14 protein-coding genes are annotated in these 17,665 nt (G+C 52.4%); 7 read left to right on the forward strand and 7 right to left on the reverse strand.

All coding sequences use genetic code 11. From position 1 onward, the window contains the following. The first annotated feature begins 20 nt into the window (after positions 1–20). From I6N93_RS06780 to I6N93_RS06800, 5 genes are all read left to right on the forward strand, one after another. Positions 21–755, forward strand: a complete 735-nt coding sequence (locus tag I6N93_RS06780) for an EAL domain-containing protein (RefSeq protein WP_085684477.1) — start codon at positions 21–23, stop codon at positions 753–755. A gap of 104 nt (positions 756–859) precedes the next feature. Further along, positions 860–2,311: a protein adenylyltransferase SelO gene (locus tag I6N93_RS06785; protein WP_085684475.1), complete on the forward strand. Its 1,452-nt coding sequence runs from the start codon at positions 860–862 to the stop codon at positions 2,309–2,311. 342 nt (positions 2,312–2,653) lie between these two features. Beyond that, positions 2,654–4,372 (forward strand): L,D-transpeptidase, encoded by a 1,719-nt coding sequence (gene ldtD / locus I6N93_RS06790; RefSeq protein ID WP_085684473.1) that lies wholly within the window; start codon positions 2,654–2,656, stop codon positions 4,370–4,372. A gap of 164 nt (positions 4,373–4,536) precedes the next feature. After that, a complete protein-coding gene (locus tag I6N93_RS06795; RefSeq protein WP_085684471.1) occupies positions 4,537–5,085 on the forward strand; it encodes a YcbK family protein in 549 nt (182 codons plus the stop codon). A 63-nt stretch (positions 5,086–5,148) separates the two neighbouring features. Then, positions 5,149–5,793, forward strand: a complete 645-nt coding sequence (locus I6N93_RS06800; protein ID WP_085684469.1) for an MBL fold metallo-hydrolase — start codon at positions 5,149–5,151, stop codon at positions 5,791–5,793. A gap of 92 nt (positions 5,794–5,885) precedes the next feature. Here I6N93_RS06800 and I6N93_RS06805 read toward each other — a convergent pair whose 3' ends face one another. The 4 genes from I6N93_RS06805 to pncB all read right to left on the reverse strand — a co-directional run bounded on the left by I6N93_RS06805 (position 5,886) and on the right by pncB (position 11,467). Continuing rightward, entirely contained in the window at positions 5,886–7,076 is a 1,191-nt protein-coding gene (locus tag I6N93_RS06805) for an amino acid aminotransferase (RefSeq protein ID WP_085684467.1), read from the reverse strand. A gap of 241 nt (positions 7,077–7,317) precedes the next feature. Further along, a complete protein-coding gene (locus I6N93_RS06810) occupies positions 7,318–8,385 on the reverse strand; it encodes a porin (protein WP_085684465.1) in 1,068 nt (355 codons plus the stop codon). Positions 8,386–8,678: 293 nt separating this feature from the next. Then, on the reverse strand, positions 8,679–10,079 hold the full coding sequence (gene asnS, locus I6N93_RS06815; protein WP_085684463.1) for an asparagine--tRNA ligase: 1,401 nt from the start codon (positions 10,077–10,079) through the stop codon (positions 8,679–8,681). A gap of 182 nt (positions 10,080–10,261) precedes the next feature. Next, positions 10,262–11,467 (reverse strand): nicotinate phosphoribosyltransferase, encoded by a 1,206-nt coding sequence (gene pncB, locus I6N93_RS06820; protein WP_085684461.1) that lies wholly within the window; start codon positions 11,465–11,467, stop codon positions 10,262–10,264. 266 nt (positions 11,468–11,733) lie between these two features. On the opposite strand from pncB, the gene I6N93_RS06825 reads away from it, so the two are divergent. Continuing rightward, positions 11,734–11,997, forward strand: coding sequence for a hypothetical protein (locus tag I6N93_RS06825; RefSeq protein WP_139829903.1), 264 nt, complete (start codon positions 11,734–11,736; stop codon positions 11,995–11,997). A 46-nt stretch (positions 11,998–12,043) separates the two neighbouring features. After that, positions 12,044–14,659, forward strand: coding sequence for an aminopeptidase N (gene pepN, locus I6N93_RS06830; RefSeq protein ID WP_085684459.1), 2,616 nt, complete (start codon positions 12,044–12,046; stop codon positions 14,657–14,659). A gap of 259 nt (positions 14,660–14,918) precedes the next feature. Here pepN and ssuB read toward each other — a convergent pair whose 3' ends face one another. The 3 genes from ssuB to ssuD are packed head-to-tail and all read right to left on the reverse strand — an operon-like array spanning position 14,919 to position 17,656. After that, a complete protein-coding gene (ssuB, locus tag I6N93_RS06835; protein WP_085684457.1) occupies positions 14,919–15,713 on the reverse strand; it encodes an aliphatic sulfonates ABC transporter ATP-binding protein in 795 nt (264 codons plus the stop codon). Further along, on the reverse strand, positions 15,710–16,501 hold the full coding sequence (ssuC, locus tag I6N93_RS06840; protein WP_085684456.1) for an aliphatic sulfonate ABC transporter permease SsuC: 792 nt from the start codon (positions 16,499–16,501) through the stop codon (positions 15,710–15,712). Before ssuC ends, ssuB begins: the two co-directional genes overlap by 4 nt. Before the next feature lie 9 nt (positions 16,502–16,510). Continuing rightward, entirely contained in the window at positions 16,511–17,656 is a 1,146-nt protein-coding gene (ssuD, locus tag I6N93_RS06845; protein ID WP_085684454.1) for an FMNH2-dependent alkanesulfonate monooxygenase, read from the reverse strand. Between the last annotated feature and the right edge of the window lie 9 nt (positions 17,657–17,665).

Here is a 17,665-nt window from a genome sequence, read left to right on the forward strand (position 1 = left end):
CTGATTCTGGCTAAAACACTATGCGTATCCAGCTTGATGTGGAGTATATCAGCAACTACCTATTTTCCCCGGTCTATAGCTTAGATGCCCGGCTGCTGGCCGTGGAAATGACCGGCCGCTTCCACAGCCCCGCCGGCAATCTGGTTATGCCTCAGACTATCTTGCTGAGTCTGCTCGACAGATCGCAGAAAGTCGCCTTATTTAAAGAACAACTTCTTATTATCAGAAGTAAAGCATCTTGGTTTCGAGATAATCAGGTGATGGTTTTGCTTAAGATTGATCGTGCGTTGTCTGAATTAGTCATTCGAGATGAAAAAATTAAAATGACGCTCAAAGAGCATTCTTTTATCCAACTCGAAATTAATGAGATTTATCCTAACCTCAACGAAGGTAAGGAAAATCCTAATATTTTTGCGCTGAGTAAATCATTTAATTTGTGGCTGGATAATTTCGGATCGGGAAAAACCAATTTGAAACCATTCTATGATGGTTTATTTCGCCATGTAAAATTGGATGCTCGTTTCGTTCAGCGCTTATTAACCCGTCCGACGGACGTGTCCATGATCAACCCTATGCTGAACGTCATCAAAAAGCATAATCCCGGGATGATGGTGATTGCTCAGGGAATTGATACCCCAGCGCTGCTTGAGAAATCTTACGATCTGGACATCAGAGGTGTTCAGGGGCAGCTGTGGCCTGCGGTGCCGTTAGAACAGCTGGATCAGAAATTGCCTGTTGCGGTGTGCTACGGTTAAATCTATCGAGTAATTTGCTTTTTTCGGCCATTAATATCCTTATCTTTACTCGGTGTTAATTCCTTTAACACCGCTCTACACTGCGGTGAAGAGAGGATTAGACGATGCCGTACCCCCCTAAATTCAATAATCGTTATCATCAGCAACTGCCCGGTTTTTATACCCAGGTGGAACCTTCCCCGTTGCGAGGGGGCAGGTTGCTTTACCACAGCGACGCGCTCGCCAACGAACTGGGATTGTCTGCTGACTGGTTTACTCCTGAGAACAGTCCTATTTGGTGCGGTGAAAAGCGCCTGCCGGGAATGCAGCCTATTGCTCACGTTTACAGTGGGCACCAGTTTGGCGTTTGGGCCGGTCAATTAGGGGATGGTCGCGGAATTTTATTGGGCGAGCAGCAGTTAGCCGATGGACGTAACCTGGACTGGCATCTCAAGGGCGCGGGGAAAACACCTTATTCACGTCAGGGAGACGGGCGTGCCGTATTGCGTTCTGTAATCCGCGAGTTTTTGGCCTCCGAGGCAATACATGCTTTGGGGATCCCGACAACTCGTGCGCTGACCATCACCACCAGTGAACAAGCGGTGCAACGTGAAACGGAAGAGCGGGGCGCCATGCTTTTGCGCATCGCGGAAAGTCATGTGCGATTCGGCCATTTTGAGCACTTCTATTATCGTCGCGAACCGGAGAAAGTGCGTCAGTTAGCCGATTTTGTCATTGAGCACCATTGGCCGCAGTGGCACCAGGAATCCGACAAATATCTCCTGTGGTTTACCGATGTGGTGGAGCGCACCGCGCGTCTCATTGCGCACTGGCAGTCGGTTGGCTTTGCGCATGGCGTAATGAATACCGATAACATGTCCATTCTAGGGATGACGATTGACTACGGTCCGTTCGGCTTTCTGGACGATTACGATCCCCATTTTATCTGTAATCACTCCGACTATCAGGGGCGTTACTCTTTTGATAATCAGCCGGCGGCGGCACAGTGGAATTTGCATCGGTTGGCTCAGTCGCTCTCCGGACTGATGCCGCCCGAGTCGTTGCAGTCAGCGCTAGATCGCTACGCGCCAATATTAATGCAACGGTACGGCGAGCTGATGCGGGCTAAACTGGGCTTCTCATCTTCAAACCACGCGGATAATGACATCCTGACGGGATTATTCCGCCTCCTGCATCAGGAAAAAGCCGACTACAACCGGACTTTCCTGCTGCTGTGTGAAACGGAAGTACACAATGAGCGCTCGCCGCTGCGCGATGAATTTATCGATCGCGCAGCATTCGATCGCTGGTTTGCCGCTTATCGACACCGGTTGTCATTGGAGCCCGATGACGAGTGTCTCCGGCGCAAGAGCATGCAGAAAGTGAATCCGACTTACATATTGCGTAACTATCTGGCGCAACAAGCCATTGAAGGTGCTGAGCAGGATGATATCAGCGCGTTGTCGCGGCTACACCTGGCTATCAGCCATCCTTTCGAGACACAGCCGGATTTGGCCGAACTTTCTGCGCCCCCTCCCGAATGGGGAAAACATCTGCAAATTTCCTGCTCCAGCTAAATGGTTGGGTCATTCATCATTATGAATCTGCGCCTTGGAAGCGTGGCATTTTCATGGTGGATGCGGGACGCACGATAATCTGATGTCGACCAGGTTATTTTGTGAGCGCATTCCCGCTGAAATGGCAAGTTTCTGCAAAATAAGTTCATCCTGCCTGGAGCAAAAATTATTTTCTGTTTATATACTAGCGTTTAAAGCAATCTGAATTCATACCCGCTCAGTTTATCAGACTGGTTTCATTTCAACGAAGCACAGCGATTTTCCGCAATATGCAAAAATCCTTATTATCCTGAGGCAAGGGCGAGTACTGAATTCGGCAAGGTAAAAACAGGGGATCATTGGATGTTGTTAGCGAAAAGAAAAACGCAAGGGCTGCAACTGGGCATAACGAGAGGCGTACTCTGGCTTGGCGGACTGCTTGCGTTTTCAGCTCAGGCCGCCACGCAAACCATGCCGTCAGGGACGACGACGCCAATATCCACCGCTGCACCTGTTGCCGCCGGTCTGCGGGAGCCGTTGCCCGCGGGCATGGCGCTGCATTATGACGCTGCGCTGCGCGGGCTGTATGCGCAAATGGCTGAGCAGCCTATGTGGTCGGATAGTCGAGCAGTTAATGCATTCCAGCAACAACTAGCCGAGCTTGCGCTAGCAGGTATTCAGCCACAGTTCACTACATGGGTTACCTGGTTGACCGATCCCACGCTGACCGGATTGGCGCGGGACAGGGTACTGTCCGATGCGATGCTGGGCTATCTGCAATTTGTCTCAGGTGTAGAAAAAAACGGGAGCAACTGGTTGTACGCCAATGTGCCCTATACGCTATCTTTGCCTCCGTCAGGCCTGATTACCGAATGGCAAAATGCGGTTAAAGAAGGCCGCAGCGCGGCGTTTGTCGCCACCCTGGCGCCGAGGCACTCCCAGTATGTGAAGATGCATGAAGCATTGAAAGCGATCTTGCTGGATAATCGCCCATGGCCGAGATTGCAGCTTGCTGGAACACTGCGTCCGGGCGATCAAAGCAGCGAGTTGGCGGTTTTACAGGAGATTTTGCAACGTACCGGGATGCTGACGTCGAATGCAACCACGTTGCCGCTGTTCAATGAATCTCCTTCGAACGATGGCAGTGCTAGTTCAACGCCAGCGAAAGCATCGAACGTCTATACGGGGGAATTGGTGAATGCCGTTAAGCGTTTCCAGCATTGGCACGGTTTGCAAGATGATGGCGCGATTGGGAAACGGACCAAAGACTGGCTGAATGTGTCGTCGCAGATGCGAGCAACGTTGCTTGCGCTCAATATTCAGCGGCTGCGTTTAATTCCCGACAATGTATCGACCGGTATTTTGGTCAACATTCCCAACTTTTCGCTAACTTACTATGAGAATGGCGCCGAAATTTTATCCTCCCGAGTGATTGTCGGGCAGCCAAAACGTAAAACCCCGATGATGAGCAGCGCATTAGTCAACGTGGTTGTCAATCCACCTTGGAACGTACCGACGACGCTGATCCGTCAGGACATCATTCCCAAAGTGATTATGGATCCGGGTTATTTACAGCGTCATGGTTATACGTTGTTGTCTGACTGGAGTGAGAACGCCCAGCCGATCGATCCTTCCATGATTGATTGGTCTCAGGTGTCGGCTGAGCGGTTCCCTTATCGCCTTCGTCAGGCACCGGGAAGCACCAACTCCTTGGGGCGCTATAAATTTAATATGCCGAATTCCGAAGCTATCTATTTGCACGATACTCCGAATCATAATCTGTTCCATAAAGATATCCGGGCACTGAGCTCGGGCTGCGTGCGAGTCAATAAGGCCGCCGAGTTGGCCGGGTTGCTGTTGCGAGATGCGGGCTGGAACAGTGCGCGAGTTTCTTCCACGGTGGAAGAGGGTAATACGACTTATGTCTCCATGCGTAAGCGCATTCCGGTCAGTTTATACTATTTGACGGCCTGGGTCGCAGAGGATGGTAAAGCCCAATATCGTACAGATATTTACAATTATGATGGACGGTCAAAAACCGGTGAAACCACGCTGTCTAAAGTCGGGTTATTACTGCAGTAGGCAAGAATTTCCGTGAGTTACGGCTGTGTCAGCCTGTGCAAGGGAAGAACGTTCATAACAACGTCCTGCCGCGCGGGTTGACTCAGCGAGTCTCGACGGATAAGGTTCAAACGGTGCGCGTTTTGTGCCCCCTCACCGATTATTAGCCTGGGTAATATTGCTATATGGAACACATCGATAACCATCGTCGGAAATGGTTGACGCTCGGAGGGGCTGCTTTGGGTATAGCCCTGCTTCCTGTTAAGTCGTTCGCCTCATTATCAACCGCACGTCCTCGAATATTAACGCTCAATAATCTCAATACTGGCGAACGCCTAAAAGCAGAGTTTTTTGATGGGCGACGCTATATAAAAGAAGAGCTGACACGATTAGATTATTTTTTTCGTGATTATCGTGCCAATAAAATCAGAAACATCGACCCACGACTTTTCGATCAGTTATATCGACTACAGGTCATGCTGGGAAATAATAAACCCGTGCAGCTAATTTCGGGTTATCGCTCGCGTGGCACGAATGAAGATCTTCGGTCCCACAGCCGTGGCGTCGCCAAACAAAGTTTCCATACGCAGGGTAAAGCGATGGATTTTCATATTGAAGGCGTACAACTGGCAAATATCCGCAAAGCCGCTGTCAAGATGCGAGCTGGCGGTGTCGGATACTACCCACGGAGCAACTTCGTACATATTGATACCGGTCCTGCGCGTACCTGGTAAGACATAGAAAACAACACGATCACGTTGAAGTATCACTGGCTGTGAAGGCGAAAGCGGAGCGATATGAAATATCAAATTATCCCTGTTACGGCATTTAGCCAAAACTGCACCCTGTTGTGGACTGAAGTAAGTGGTGAAGCCGCTATAGTCGATCCCGGCGGTGAAGCGGAAAAGTTAAAGCAAGTCGTGGCTCAATTCGGTGTGACGGTTAAGCAAATCCTGTTGACCCATGGTCATTTGGACCATGTCGGCGCGGCATCAGAGCTTGCCGACTATTATCAGGTGCCTATTAAAGGACCACAGCGTGCCGATGCATTTTGGCTGGATGGTCTACCGGCGCAAAGTCGGATGTTCGGTCTAGATGATTGCCAGCCCCTGACGCCCGATGAATGGCTGGATGAGGGCGATACGATTGCTATCGGTGAAGTGCAGCTTTCAGTTTTGCATTGCCCAGGTCACACGCCGGGCCACATTGTCTATTTCAGCGAGTCTGACCAGTTGGCTATTTCCGGCGATGTGATCTTCAACGGAGGCGTGGGTCGCAGCGACTTCCCTCAGGGAAATCATGAGGCGCTGATTCAGTCAATTACCGCGAAGCTGTTGCCGCTTGGTGACGATGTCGCTTTTATTCCCGGGCATGGTCCGATGTCGACTTTCGGTGAAGAACGCCGGACTAACCCTTTTTTACAGGGAGTCACTGTCGGGTAAAAAGCCAGTTACTCCTTTTGGACTCAGGTGAGCTAAAAAAAGCCAGGCCGGCACTAACCGGACTGGCTTTTTCTTGCTTATCTATTCACGTTTTATAATACGGCAACAATAGCCTCACACAGCGGAGCCATATTTTCAGGTGTCATACCTGCCACGTTAACACGGCCGGAATTGACGGCATAAATGCCGAATTCATCGCGCAGGCGTATGACCTGATCTTTGTTGAGCCCACTAAATGAGAACATGCCGTTCTGCTGGATAATGAAAGAGAAATCCTGGTGCGCGCCTTTTTCTTGAAGGGTATTCACAAACAGCTGACGCATACGTTGAATACGTTCGCGCATCGCCGTCAGTTCCTGCTCCCAAATTCCCCGCAGTACATCGTTAGACAAAATCGTCGCTACTACAGCAGCTCCGTGAGAAGGCGGGTTAGAGTAGTTTGCGCGAATCGCTGCTTTTACCTGACTAAATGCGGTATCGGCAATGGCACTGTCCGCTGCAATCAACGTGCAGGCACCCACACGCTCGTTGTACAGACCGAAGTTTTTGGAGTAAGAGCTTGCGACCAACAGCTCCTGATGGTTGGCGGCGAAAGTTCGCAGGCCCTGAGCATCTTCATCCAAACCGTTTGCGAATCCCTGGTAGGCGAAATCAAATAGGGGTAACCAGCCTTTCTGCTGTGACAGGGAAGCCAATTGAGCCCATTGTTCTAACGTAGGATCAATCCCCGTGGGGTTATGACAGCAGCCGTGGAATAAAACGATATCGCCTGTCTGAGCGGCATTAAGACTTGCGACCATACCATCGAAGTCCAGTTTATGCTCGGTGGCGTCGTAGTAATCGTAATCACAGACTTCCAGCCCTACAGCAGCAAAGACGTTTCTGTGGTTAGGCCAGGTTGGATTACTAATCCAAATACGTTTAGCCGTGGTGTTATGTGCAATAAAATCTGCCGCAATACGCAGAGCACCGGTGCCACCAGGTGTTTGGGCTGTCCGTGCGCGCTTATTCATAATGATGTCGTTATCTTTGCCGAACAGCAACTCTTGGGTACGGAGTGAAAATTCCGGTAAGCCATCGATGCTGAGATAGCTTTTGCTGACTTCATTTTCAAGCAAATACTGTTCTGCTTTTTTTACACTGGTTAATACAGGTGTTTTTCCGGTTTCATCCTTATAAACACCGATACCCAGATTGATTTTATGAGGACGCTCGTCAGTGTGAAAGAGATCGGCCAGCCCAAGAATAGGGTCGGCTGGAGCAGCAGAAATTTTTTCAAACATTGCGCAGTAGTTCCGTGACTGAATTTAAGCAAGAGAGATAGCAGGTTAACGCTAGCATCAGGCTTTGCCAACCGTTTGCATCAAAGAAATGACATTATTAGGGAAGCAATAACATGGGTAGACGAACAGAAGGTTCGCCGTAAGACAAACTAAAACGCCAGCCGGATATGCCGGCTGGCGTGTAATCTATACCTGGCTTATTAACTAAACTATCAAAAAAGGCAGATAAGCTTTACTCAAATTAGAACTGGTATACAACACCCAGCGCTACGCGGTCATCGTTAGCGAGAGCGTATGCATTGTCGTCATCCAACAGGTTGATGTCGTATTCAGTGTAGACAGACATGTTTTTGTTGAACGCGTAGTTGGCACCCAGACTAACGTATTTGGTGACATAGTCGTTGTTGCCGTTAGTGTCGTCTTTTGCCTTAGCAGAAACGTAACCCAGAGACGGAGTCAGACCGAAATCAAAGGTGTACTGAGCAACAGCTTCAAAGACTTTGGTTTTGTCTGCTGTGGTGGTAGTAGCGGTAAGGCCATTGCCAATGAAGGTCAGATTACGGTATTCACCGTAGGTAGCCGCTAGGTAAAGGCTGTTAGCGTCATATTTCAGACCTGTAGCCCAAACTTCAGCGCGGTCACCATGACCGTCATTTGATTGAGCGGTAGTGCGATCAACGGCTTCATAAGAAGCGATTACGCCCACGCCGATCGGTGAGGTGTAGGAAGTCGATGCACCCCAGCCGTCGCCATTCTGACGTTTTACAACACGATCGCCTTCGTTTTTGCCCTGATACTGAACGGCGAAATCCCAGCCATCGACCAGACCAAAGAAGTTTTTGTTGCGGTAGGTCGCTACGCCAGAGCTACGACCCGTGATGCTGTCGGTGTATGAACTGTCGCCGCCCCACTCAGGGAATACGTCGGTGTAAGAGATACCGTCGTAGGCGATGCCCAAGTTACGACCATAGTCGAATGAACCGTAGTCGGCGAATTTTAAGCCAGCGTAAGCGTAGCGCGTTTTGCTGGCAGACGCATTCTGGTCTTCAGAGCCTGAAGCATCGAATTGGTATTCGAAACGACCGTAACCGGTCAGTTCGTTACTGATCTGAGTTTCACCTTTGATGCCAAGACGAGTATAGGTTTGGTCGCCATCATTGCTTGAGTCATCGGAGAAGTAGTGCAGGCCAACAACTTTGCCGTAAAGATCCAGCTTGTTGCCGTCTTTATTGTAGACTTCAGCTGCATTTGCTGCGCCTGCAGCCAACAGAGCCGGGATTACCACTGCAAGAAAATTGCGCTTCATCATTGATACCCTCATTGGTGTTATTGGACACCTACCATTACCACGAAAAAATTATTAAGGAACTTTCGTGGTACTAGCGGTGTCTTCATGTGTCTGCACGCAGTTTTCCATTCGATAGGGCGTTAAGCTACCCTAAAAATGATACTAACTTCGTAATCAGGTAACTATTGGAAAATTTGTATTGCTAAATGTAAAAAACGCTGAACTTTTTACATGAAAACAAAATAAACGAAGGGGCCGTTGTAATTGGCCCCTTCGTTATGCTAGATATCTGTTTTACTTATATTAATTTTTTATTAAAAGCTGGCATTACGTGGAGTGCGCGGGAACGGAATGACATCTCGCACGTTTTGAACACCGGTCACATAAGCAACCAAACGTTCGAAGCCGAGGCCGAAACCGGAGTGAGGGACCGTACCGTAACGGCGCAGATCGCGGTACCAACCGTAGTCTTCTTTATTCAATCCCATTTCTTCCAGGCGACGGTCAAGGTGATCAAGACGTTCTTCACGCTGAGAACCCCCGATAATTTCACCGATACCGGGCGCTAAAACATCCATCGCCGCAACTGTTTTACCGTCATCATTTATGCGCATATAGAATGCTTTGATATCTTTCGGGTAATTTTTCACGACCACAGGCGCTTTGAAATGTTTTTCAGCCAGATACCGCTCATGCTCTGAAGACAGATCAATTCCCCAGGACACCGGGTTTTCGAATTTTTCGCTGCAGTTTTCCAGAATGGTGATCGCGTCGGTGTAGTCCACCTGCGAGAAATCGGCGTGAATAAATTTCTCCAGACGAGTCAACGCATCTTTATCTACACGCTGAGCGAAAAACGCCATATCGTCCGCGCGTTCTTCCAGAACGGCCTTAAACACAAACTTCAACAGATCTTCGGCTAGCTTAGCCGCGTCTTCCAGATCGGCAAAAGCGACTTCGGGCTCGATCATCCAGAATTCAGCCAGATGACGGCTGGTATTGGAGTTTTCAGCACGGAAGGTGGGGCCGAAGGTATAGATTTTGGAAAGCGCGCATGCGTAGGCTTCGCCGTTTAACTGGCCAGATACGGTCAGAAAAGCTTCTTTACCGAAGAAATCTTCGTTGAAATCAACTTTCCCTTGCTCGGTACGCGGAAGGTTTTCCAGATCCAACGTAGACACGCGGAACATTTCGCCGGCACCTTCGGTATCGGAGGCAGTGATCAATGGGGTGGAAACCCAGTTGTAACCTTGCTGATGGAAGAAACGATGAACGGCCTGAGCCAACGTGTTGCGGACGCGGGCGACAGCACCGATGAGGTTGGTTCGCGGACGCAGATGAGCCACTTCACGCAGGTATTCGATGCTGTGGCGTTTGGCCGCCATAGGATAGGTATCCGGATCGTCAACCCACCCGACAACGCTTACGTTGGTTGCCTGTAGCTCAAAGCTTTGACCCTGACCGGGCGACGGGACAACTTTACCCGTAATTTTTACGGAACAGCCAGTGGTCAGGCGCAGAATATCATTCTGATAATTATCAAGATTATTATTAACTACGGCCTGTAGTGAATCAAAGCAGGAACCGTCATAGACGGCAATAAAGGAAATACCGGCTTTAGAATCTCTCCGGGTACGTACCCAGCCGCGCACGGTGACTTCATTGTCAACGGCGACACGGCCTTGCAGTACGTCGACTACAGGCACTACGCTCATAACATTCTCTCTTTGAATAAAATATGTTTTGAAAAACAGTAAATGCCCCAGCTCAGGGCAGCATCGCTATGTTACTTGCCGGTATGCAGGACACAAGTAGAAATCACCGGAATGCAATAAGTTTTATGCGTTCCGGCGTCGCTGGATTAAAGATTAAGCGATGGTCGGTGGGAGCAGGCGTTTCAGCTCGCCTTACGTACCTGCGGCAAGTCAAAGGCTTCACGCAATGCGCTGACGAACGCTGGGTCGTGGCAAATCGTTTTTCCGGGACTATCGGATAATTTCGCCACCGGTCGACCGTTGCACTCCACCAACTTGATGACGATGTTTAGGGGAGTGATTCCCGGAATATCGCAGGTGAGACGTGTACCGATGCCAAAGACAAGATCGATGCGCTGCCGGAAATGGCGGTATAGCGTGATCGCTTTTCCCATATTCAGGCTGTCGGAGAACACCAACGTTTTCTCCATCGGATCCATTCCCAGTGAGAGATAGTGAGCGATCGCCTTTTCGCCCCACTGGATCGGGTCCCCTGAATCATGGCGCAAGCCCTGATATTTTTCCGCAAAGCGAGGGCCGAAATCCCTGAGGAAGGCATCCATGGCGATGCAGTCGGTCAGCGCAATACCGAGTTGGTCGGGATATTCCTGCAGCCAGGCTTCCAGCGCAGCCCGTTGGCTATTTTCGAGCGTTGGGCTGATTTGTTGATGCGCCTGAAACCATTCATGGGCCTGGGTCCCTACTGGCGTCAGTTGCAGTCTCCGCGCCAGATCGTAATTGCTCGAACCAATCAGGTAAGGAAACTCATCTTTCAGCGTGCGCACGATGTTGAATTGCACATCTCGAGAGAATCGGCGACGTGTGCCGAAATCCATTAGCTTGAAACGCGACAAATCCACGCCGGCGCTTGTCGTCTTGAACTGACTAAGTGTTTGACGTAGCTGAACGATGGCTTCGTTTGCGCCGACTTGCGGAGAGCGAGCGCGGTGGACGACTTCGCTAACGACCGCCAGTAAAGGAACTTCCCACAGAATCACTTCCCGCCATGGACCCGCGATGCGAATATCTAATCGCCCCTGATGATCGCTGATTTGAACCTGTCGGGGATTGAAGCGAAATGTTTTAAGCCAGTTCAGGTAATCCCTTTTGAAGAAAGGCAACGCCGAAAGATAGTCAAACTCGTCCTTGCTGAGCGCCAGGCTACCCATCGTTTCCACCTGCGCGGAAATTTCCTTCGCATAAATACCTAATTTTTCATCACCGCGGCAGCGGAACTCTGCCGCCACCTCAACATCGTAATACTGATGATAGACGGCCTGCTGCATATGCAGCTTGTAGGCATCGGTATCCAGCAACGAGGTCAATATCGGGGAAGGGTTAGCAGTCATAATGCGTTACAGCATCCTCGTTCAACGCAGTTAAGCGGTTAAAACGATGACGGAAGGGCTCGGAACCTTCCCAAAATCGTCTGTTTGTTCGCGCTATATCACCATAATGGGCGTGTTTAGGCGAGATTCAAATGTGCGATTGTGAAAATAAAGTGTCTATTTTTTTGCCGTTTTTAACATTAGTGTTTGAAACCAAATGTTTTTTATACTAAACAAAAGTTTGAAAAAAAACGTGTAGCGCACGATTCAAAAGCGAGAAATAGGGAATGTTTGCATTCCGTCACCGAGATCCCTTTAATAGAGATAACAGCTTGTTCAATAAAGAATCTGTATGTGAGAAATCCGCATTTTTAGGCGTTGTTCAGACTGTTCAGAGGGGAACATCAGACGCTGAATTCACCTCTCTGTACGTCTATATTGAAAGACCCGGTGGTTTACCTCAGTTTACGCACGGTGGAATTACGCAGGCGCTTGCCGGGAAAAACCAACGCCTTTTACAAAATGGCGCTTCTGAACGCCGGCGGGCCTGATTGCATGACCTGTCGCCATTATTGTCCGTCACTAAGGTAACGATTTATGAGCCAGCAACCCCAAGTAAAATACCGGCACGACTACCGCGCGCCGGACTATACCATCACCGATATCTCATTAAATTTCGATCTGGACCCGGACAAAACGCGCGTGGTCTCCATCAGTCAGGTTGTTTTGCAGGGCGAAACCGGCGCACCTTTGCGGTTGGACGGTGAAGGATTGCACCTGATCGACATTCTGGTGGACGGTCAGCGGTGGATGGAATACCAACAGCATCCCGACGGCCTGGAAATTAACGGGCTGCCGGCGAAATTCGCATTGCAAATCGAAACGGAAATCAACCCGGCGGCCAACAGCGCGCTGGAGGGGTTGTATCAGTCCGGCGACGCTTTATGCACTCAATGTGAGGCCGAAGGTTTCCGCCACATCACTTATTACCTCGACCGTCCCGATGTACTGGCGCGTTTCACCACCCGAATCACGGCCGATAAAAATCGTTATCCCTACCTGTTGTCGAACGGCAACCGCATAGCGCAGGGTGAACTTGCAGATAATCGTCACTGGGTGGAGTGGCAGGACCCGTTCCCGAAACCTTGTTACCTGTTTGCCCTGGTGGCAGGCGATTTCGACGTCTTACGCGATACCTTCACCACGTGTAGCGGCAAAGAAGTGGCGCTTGAACTGTACGTCGATCGCGGTAATCTCGATCGAGCCGACTGGGCAATGACGTCTCTGAAAAATGCGATGAAATGGGACGAAACGCGCTTCGGCCTGGAGTACGATCTCGACATCTACATGATCGTCGCCGTCGACTTCTTCAATATGGGCGCGATGGAAAATAAAGGACTGAACGTCTTCAACTCCAAGTACGTTCTGGCCAAAGCGGAGACCGCAACCGATAAGGATTATCTCAACATTGAAGCGGTGATCGGCCACGAATATTTTCATAACTGGACCGGCAATCGCGTCACCTGCCGCGACTGGTTCCAACTTAGCCTGAAAGAGGGGCTGACGGTTTTCCGCGATCAGGAGTTCAGCTCCGATCGGGGTTCGCGTCCCGCTAACCGGATCGACAATGTTCGCGTCATGCGCGGCGCGCAGTTCGCCGAGGACGCCAGCCCGATGTCGCATCCTATCCGTCCGGATCAGGTCATTGAGATGAATAACTTCTATACCCTGACGGTTTACGAAAAAGGATCAGAGGTCATTCGCATGATGCATACGCTGCTGGGCGAAGCAAAATTTCAGGCCGGGATGCGGCTCTATTTCGACCGTCATGACGGCAGCGCCGCAACCTGTGACGACTTTGTTCAGGCGATGGAAGATGCGTCCGGTATCGATCTGACGCAGTTCCGTCGCTGGTATAGCCAGTCCGGGACGCCAGTGCTGACCGTTCAGGACGACTACGATGCGGCTAAAAAGCTGTATCACCTGCAGGTGACGCAGCACACGCCTGCCGGTCATGACAAATTACGCAAACAGCCGCTGCATATCCCGGTCGATATCGAACTGTACGACAATGACGGCCAGCCTATCCCGCTGATGCAGAACGGCCAGTCCGTGGGTTCTGTGTTAAGCGTGACAGAACCCGAGCAGACGTTTGTGTTCGAGCAGGTGCCTTGTCAGCCGGTGCCCTCTCTATTAAGAGAGTTTTCCGCGCCGGTCAAAGTCAATTACAGCTGGGGCGATGAGCAACTGACCTTCCTGATGCGTCACGCCCGCAACGCATTCTCGCGCTGGGATGCGGCGCAGAGCCTGCTGGCCAGTCATATTCGTCTGAACGTGGCGCGCTATCAGCAGAAACAGCCGTTATCGTTGCCGCTGCATGTGGTTGACGCCTTCCGCGGTGTTTTGCTGGATGACTCGCTGGACCCGATGCTGGCCTCGCAGATCCTGTCGCTGCCCAGCGAGAATGAAATTGCAGAACTGTTCGATATCATCGACCCCGAGGCGATATCCACCGTTCGCCATGCGTTGACCCAAACGCTGGCGCAGGAAATGGCGGACGAACTGCTGGCGGTGTACCGCGACAATCAGACGCCGGCATATCGCGTCGATCAGGACGATATGGGGAAACGCGCGCTGCGCAATGTGTGCCTGCACTATCTGGCCTTCGGCGACTCACAGCTGGCGGATACGCTGGTGAGCCGTCAGTTCGAGCGGGCCGACAACATGACGGATTCTCTGGCGGCGTTATCGGCGGCGGTGAGTGCGTTGCTGCCGTGCCGCGATGCGCTGCTGACGGCGTTCGACGAACGTTGGCATCAGGATGGTCTGGTCATGGATAAATGGTTTACGCTACAGGCGACCAGTCCAGAAACCGACGTCCTTGATCGTGTACGGGCGCTGTTGAAACACCGATCTTTCAGCCTGAATAACCCGAATCGTCTGCGGTCGTTGGTCGGCGCCTTTACCTCGGCCAACCCCGCGGCCTTCCACGCCTCTGACGGCAGCGGCTACCGCTTCCTGACGGAAATGCTGGTCGATCTCAATACGCGTAACCCGCAGGTCGCCGCCCGTTTGATTGAGCCGTTGATCCGCTTGAAACGCTACGATCGCTCGCGTCAGGAACAGATGCGCAAGGCGCTGGAAACGCTGAAAGCGTTGCCTAATTTGTCGGGAGATCTGTTCGAGAAGATCACGAAGGCGTTGGAAGCCTAAGCGTTCTTCAAGAGCCGCCTCAGCCTTTAGCTTGCGGTGTCGTTGCACCACACACCGGTGCATAACGGAGCAGGAGGGCATTTCGTCGCAGGGTGCTTGAAGTGATGTTGAGGCGCTAAAGCAATGCCTCAACGAACCGAAACGTTACGGGGTAAGAATATATCGTCTTTGCGCACGAAGAACGAATCGGTTTCGGCAATCATGAAACAGCCGCTTGCTTGTCAAAGCAATCGGCTGTTTTTTCGCCTGATGACAAAGATTAAAGCGCTGCCTGGGTCAAAGACGCGTGTTGTTTCTGTTCTGCGGGCGTCAAAATCCGTTCCAACACGCTGGCTTCCAGCTCGGCCAACTTCGCTGAGCCCCGTCGTCGAGGACGGGGTTGGTCGACCAGAATATCCAGACCGATTCTACCTTCTTCAATCAAAATAACGCGGTCCGCCAGCGCGACCGCTTCGCTGACGTCATGGGTCACTAACAACACCGTAAATCCCTGTTGCAGCCAGAGCGATTCGATCAGTCCCTGCATTTCAATACGCGTTAACGCATCCAGCGCGCCCAGCGGTTCATCCAACAGCAGCAGGCCGGGGCGGTGGATCAATGCGCGGGCCAGCGCTACACGCTGTTTTTGTCCGCCGGAAAGTGCGGCAGGCCAATCGCTTGCACGAGAGGCCAGTCCTACGGCAGCCAGCGCATCCTGTGCGGCGGATTGCCATTTACCGCGCAGTCCCAGTCCCACATTATCAATCACTTTTTTCCAGGGAAGCAGGCGAGCTTCCTGAAACATCAGTCGTGTATCCGCCCGAGACTGGCTCAACGGCGCGCGGCCTGCCAGCAGTTCCCCGGACGAAACGGTTTCCAGCCCGGCGAGCAGGCGCAGTAGGGTGCTTTTGCCGCAGCCGCTGCGGCCAACGACGGCGACAAACTGACCCGCGGGGATATGCAACTGAAGATCCTGCAGGATGGTACGTCGGCCGTAACGTTTGCTCACGCCACTGATTAATAGCGGCATGCCCGTGTTAAGACGCGCCGGCGATGAGAGCGAGGTAAGATTCATGCAGGTTCCTCCTTAGGTTGATAGGCGGGATGCCAGCGTAGCCAGATGCGCTCCAGCAAGACGGTGCTGACGTCGGCCAGTTTGCCTAGGCAGGCATAGAGAATAATGGCGACCACGACGACATCGGTCTGGAGAAACTCCCGCGCATTCATCGCCAGGTAACCAATCCCCGAATTGGCTGAAATGGTTTCCGCCACGATCAGCGTCAGCCACATCAGCCCCAGCGCGAACCGAACGCCCACCATAATGGAAGGAAGAGCGCCGGGCAGCACGACTTGCCGGAACAGGCTAAACCCTGAAAGGCCGTAGCTGCGCGCCATCTCCAGCAAACCGCGATCAAGGTTACGGATGCCGTGATAGGTGTTGAGGTAAATAGGAAAAAGCGTGCCCAGTGCGACTAAAAAGATCTTGGCGCTTTCTTCGATCCCAAACCACAGGATCACCAGTGGGATCAGCGCCAGATGCGGGATATTGCGCAGCATCTGCACGGAGGTATCGAATAGACGTTCGCCTGTGTGGGAAAGCCCGGAAATGAAACCGAGCAGCAGCCCCAGCGATCCGCCGATAGTGAAGCCGAGCAGCGCGCGCCAGGTGCTGATCGCCAGATGTTGCCACAGCTCGCCGCTGACGGTCAGCCGCCAAAATGCCGCGACGATGGCTTCGGGTGAGGGCAGAATTCGGGTGGACAGCCAACCGGTTTGCGATGCGACCTGCCAGACGACCACCAGCAGGAGCGGCAGCGCCCAGGGCGTAAGTCGGTAAGCCGTCTGTCGCCATAGCGTTTTCATGGACGCTCCTTAGCTTTGTGCGGCCTGAAGTGGTACATAGCTATTGCCGATCACTTCGCCCAGCGCCGGTAGCGGTCGTAGGGCGGGCACATCCGGAACGGCGACGTCCAGATGGGGGAACAGCAGCTCCGCCACGCGGTACGCCTCTTCCAAATGCGGATAGCCGGACAGAACAAAGGTGTCGATGCCGAGGTCCGCATACTCCTGAATGCGCTCCGCGACCGTCTCCGGGTCGCCGACCAGCGCCGTCCCTGCGCCGCCGCGCACCAATCCCACGCCCGCCCAGAGATTCGGACTGATCTCGAGTTTGTCTCGTTTACCGCCGTGCAAGGCGAGCATGCGTTGTTGTCCGACGGAATCGTAACGTCCGAGCGCTTGCTGCGCCTTGGCGATGGTCGCGTCGTCCAGCCGTGAGATGAGTCGGTCTGCGGCCTGCCAGGCTTCACGAGTGGTTTCCCGCACAATCACGTGCAGGCGGATGCCGAAACGCACCGTGCGGCCTTGCGCCGCCGCTTTGGCGCGCACCTGCTCGATTTTCTCTTTGACCTGCGCCGGGGGTTCTCCCCAGGTGAGGTACAGCTCCACTTGCTCTGCCGCCAGATCCTGAGCGGCATCGGAAGATCCGCCAAAGTACAACGGCGGTCGAGGCTGCTGCACGGGCGGGAAGATCAGCCGCGCGCCTTTGACCTGAATATGCTTACCGTCGAAATCCACGGTCTCCCCCTCCAGCACCCGTCGCCAAACGTGGGTAAATTCGGCGGACGCTTCATATCTCTCCTCGTGATTAAGGAACAGGCCTTCGGCGGCCAGCTCGTCGGGATCGCCGCCGGTCACCAGATTAAACAACGCGCGGCCGTTGGAAAGGCGGTCCAGCGTCGCCGCCTGACGGGCGGCCAGGGTAGGCGAAATGATGCCGGGGCGTAGCGCGACCAGAAAACGCAGCCGCTGAGTCACGGGGGCGAGCGATGACGCGACTAACCAGGAGTCCTCGCAGGAACGGCCGGTCGGGATTAATACGCCGCCGAAACCGAGTTGATCCGTCGCCTGTGCGATTTGTTGCAGATAGCGATAATCCACCGGTCGTGCAGATTCTCCGCTGCCGAGGTAGTGACCGTCGCCGTGTGTGGGGAGAAACCAGAAAATGTTAAGGCTCATGACGTGTCT

This window comes from Lonsdalea populi, from assembly GCF_015999465.1.
Taxonomy (GTDB): Bacteria; Pseudomonadota; Gammaproteobacteria; order Enterobacterales; family Enterobacteriaceae; genus Lonsdalea; species Lonsdalea populi.

Excerpts from the sequence above, each read along its gene's own strand:
- I6N93_RS06805 (WP_085684467.1), bottom strand. The coding sequence starts at position 7,076 with ATGTTTGAAAAAATTTCTGCTGCTCCAGCCGACCCTATTCTTGGGCTG.
- asnS (WP_085684463.1), bottom strand. The coding sequence starts at position 10,079 with ATGAGCGTAGTGCCTGTAGTCGACGTACTGCAAGGCCGTGTCGCCGTT.
- ldtD (WP_085684473.1), top strand. The coding sequence starts at position 2,654 with ATGTTGTTAGCGAAAAGAAAAACGCAAGGGCTGCAACTGGGCATAACG.
- I6N93_RS06810 (WP_085684465.1), bottom strand. The coding sequence starts at position 8,385 with ATGATGAAGCGCAATTTTCTTGCAGTGGTAATCCCGGCTCTGTTGGCT.
- I6N93_RS06785 (WP_085684475.1), top strand. The coding sequence starts at position 860 with ATGCCGTACCCCCCTAAATTCAATAATCGTTATCATCAGCAACTGCCC.
- I6N93_RS06800 (WP_085684469.1), top strand. The coding sequence starts at position 5,149 with ATGAAATATCAAATTATCCCTGTTACGGCATTTAGCCAAAACTGCACC.
- I6N93_RS06780 (WP_085684477.1), top strand. The coding sequence starts at position 21 with ATGCGTATCCAGCTTGATGTGGAGTATATCAGCAACTACCTATTTTCC.
- pncB (WP_085684461.1), bottom strand. The coding sequence starts at position 11,467 with ATGACTGCTAACCCTTCCCCGATATTGACCTCGTTGCTGGATACCGAT.
- ssuC (WP_085684456.1), bottom strand. The coding sequence starts at position 16,501 with ATGAAAACGCTATGGCGACAGACGGCTTACCGACTTACGCCCTGGGCG.
- I6N93_RS06795 (WP_085684471.1), top strand. The coding sequence starts at position 4,537 with ATGGAACACATCGATAACCATCGTCGGAAATGGTTGACGCTCGGAGGG.
- pepN (WP_085684459.1), top strand. The coding sequence starts at position 12,044 with ATGAGCCAGCAACCCCAAGTAAAATACCGGCACGACTACCGCGCGCCG.
- ssuB (WP_085684457.1), bottom strand. The coding sequence starts at position 15,713 with ATGAATCTTACCTCGCTCTCATCGCCGGCGCGTCTTAACACGGGCATG.
- I6N93_RS06825 (WP_139829903.1), top strand. The coding sequence starts at position 11,734 with ATGTTTGCATTCCGTCACCGAGATCCCTTTAATAGAGATAACAGCTTG.
- ssuD (WP_085684454.1), bottom strand. The coding sequence starts at position 17,656 with ATGAGCCTTAACATTTTCTGGTTTCTCCCCACACACGGCGACGGTCAC.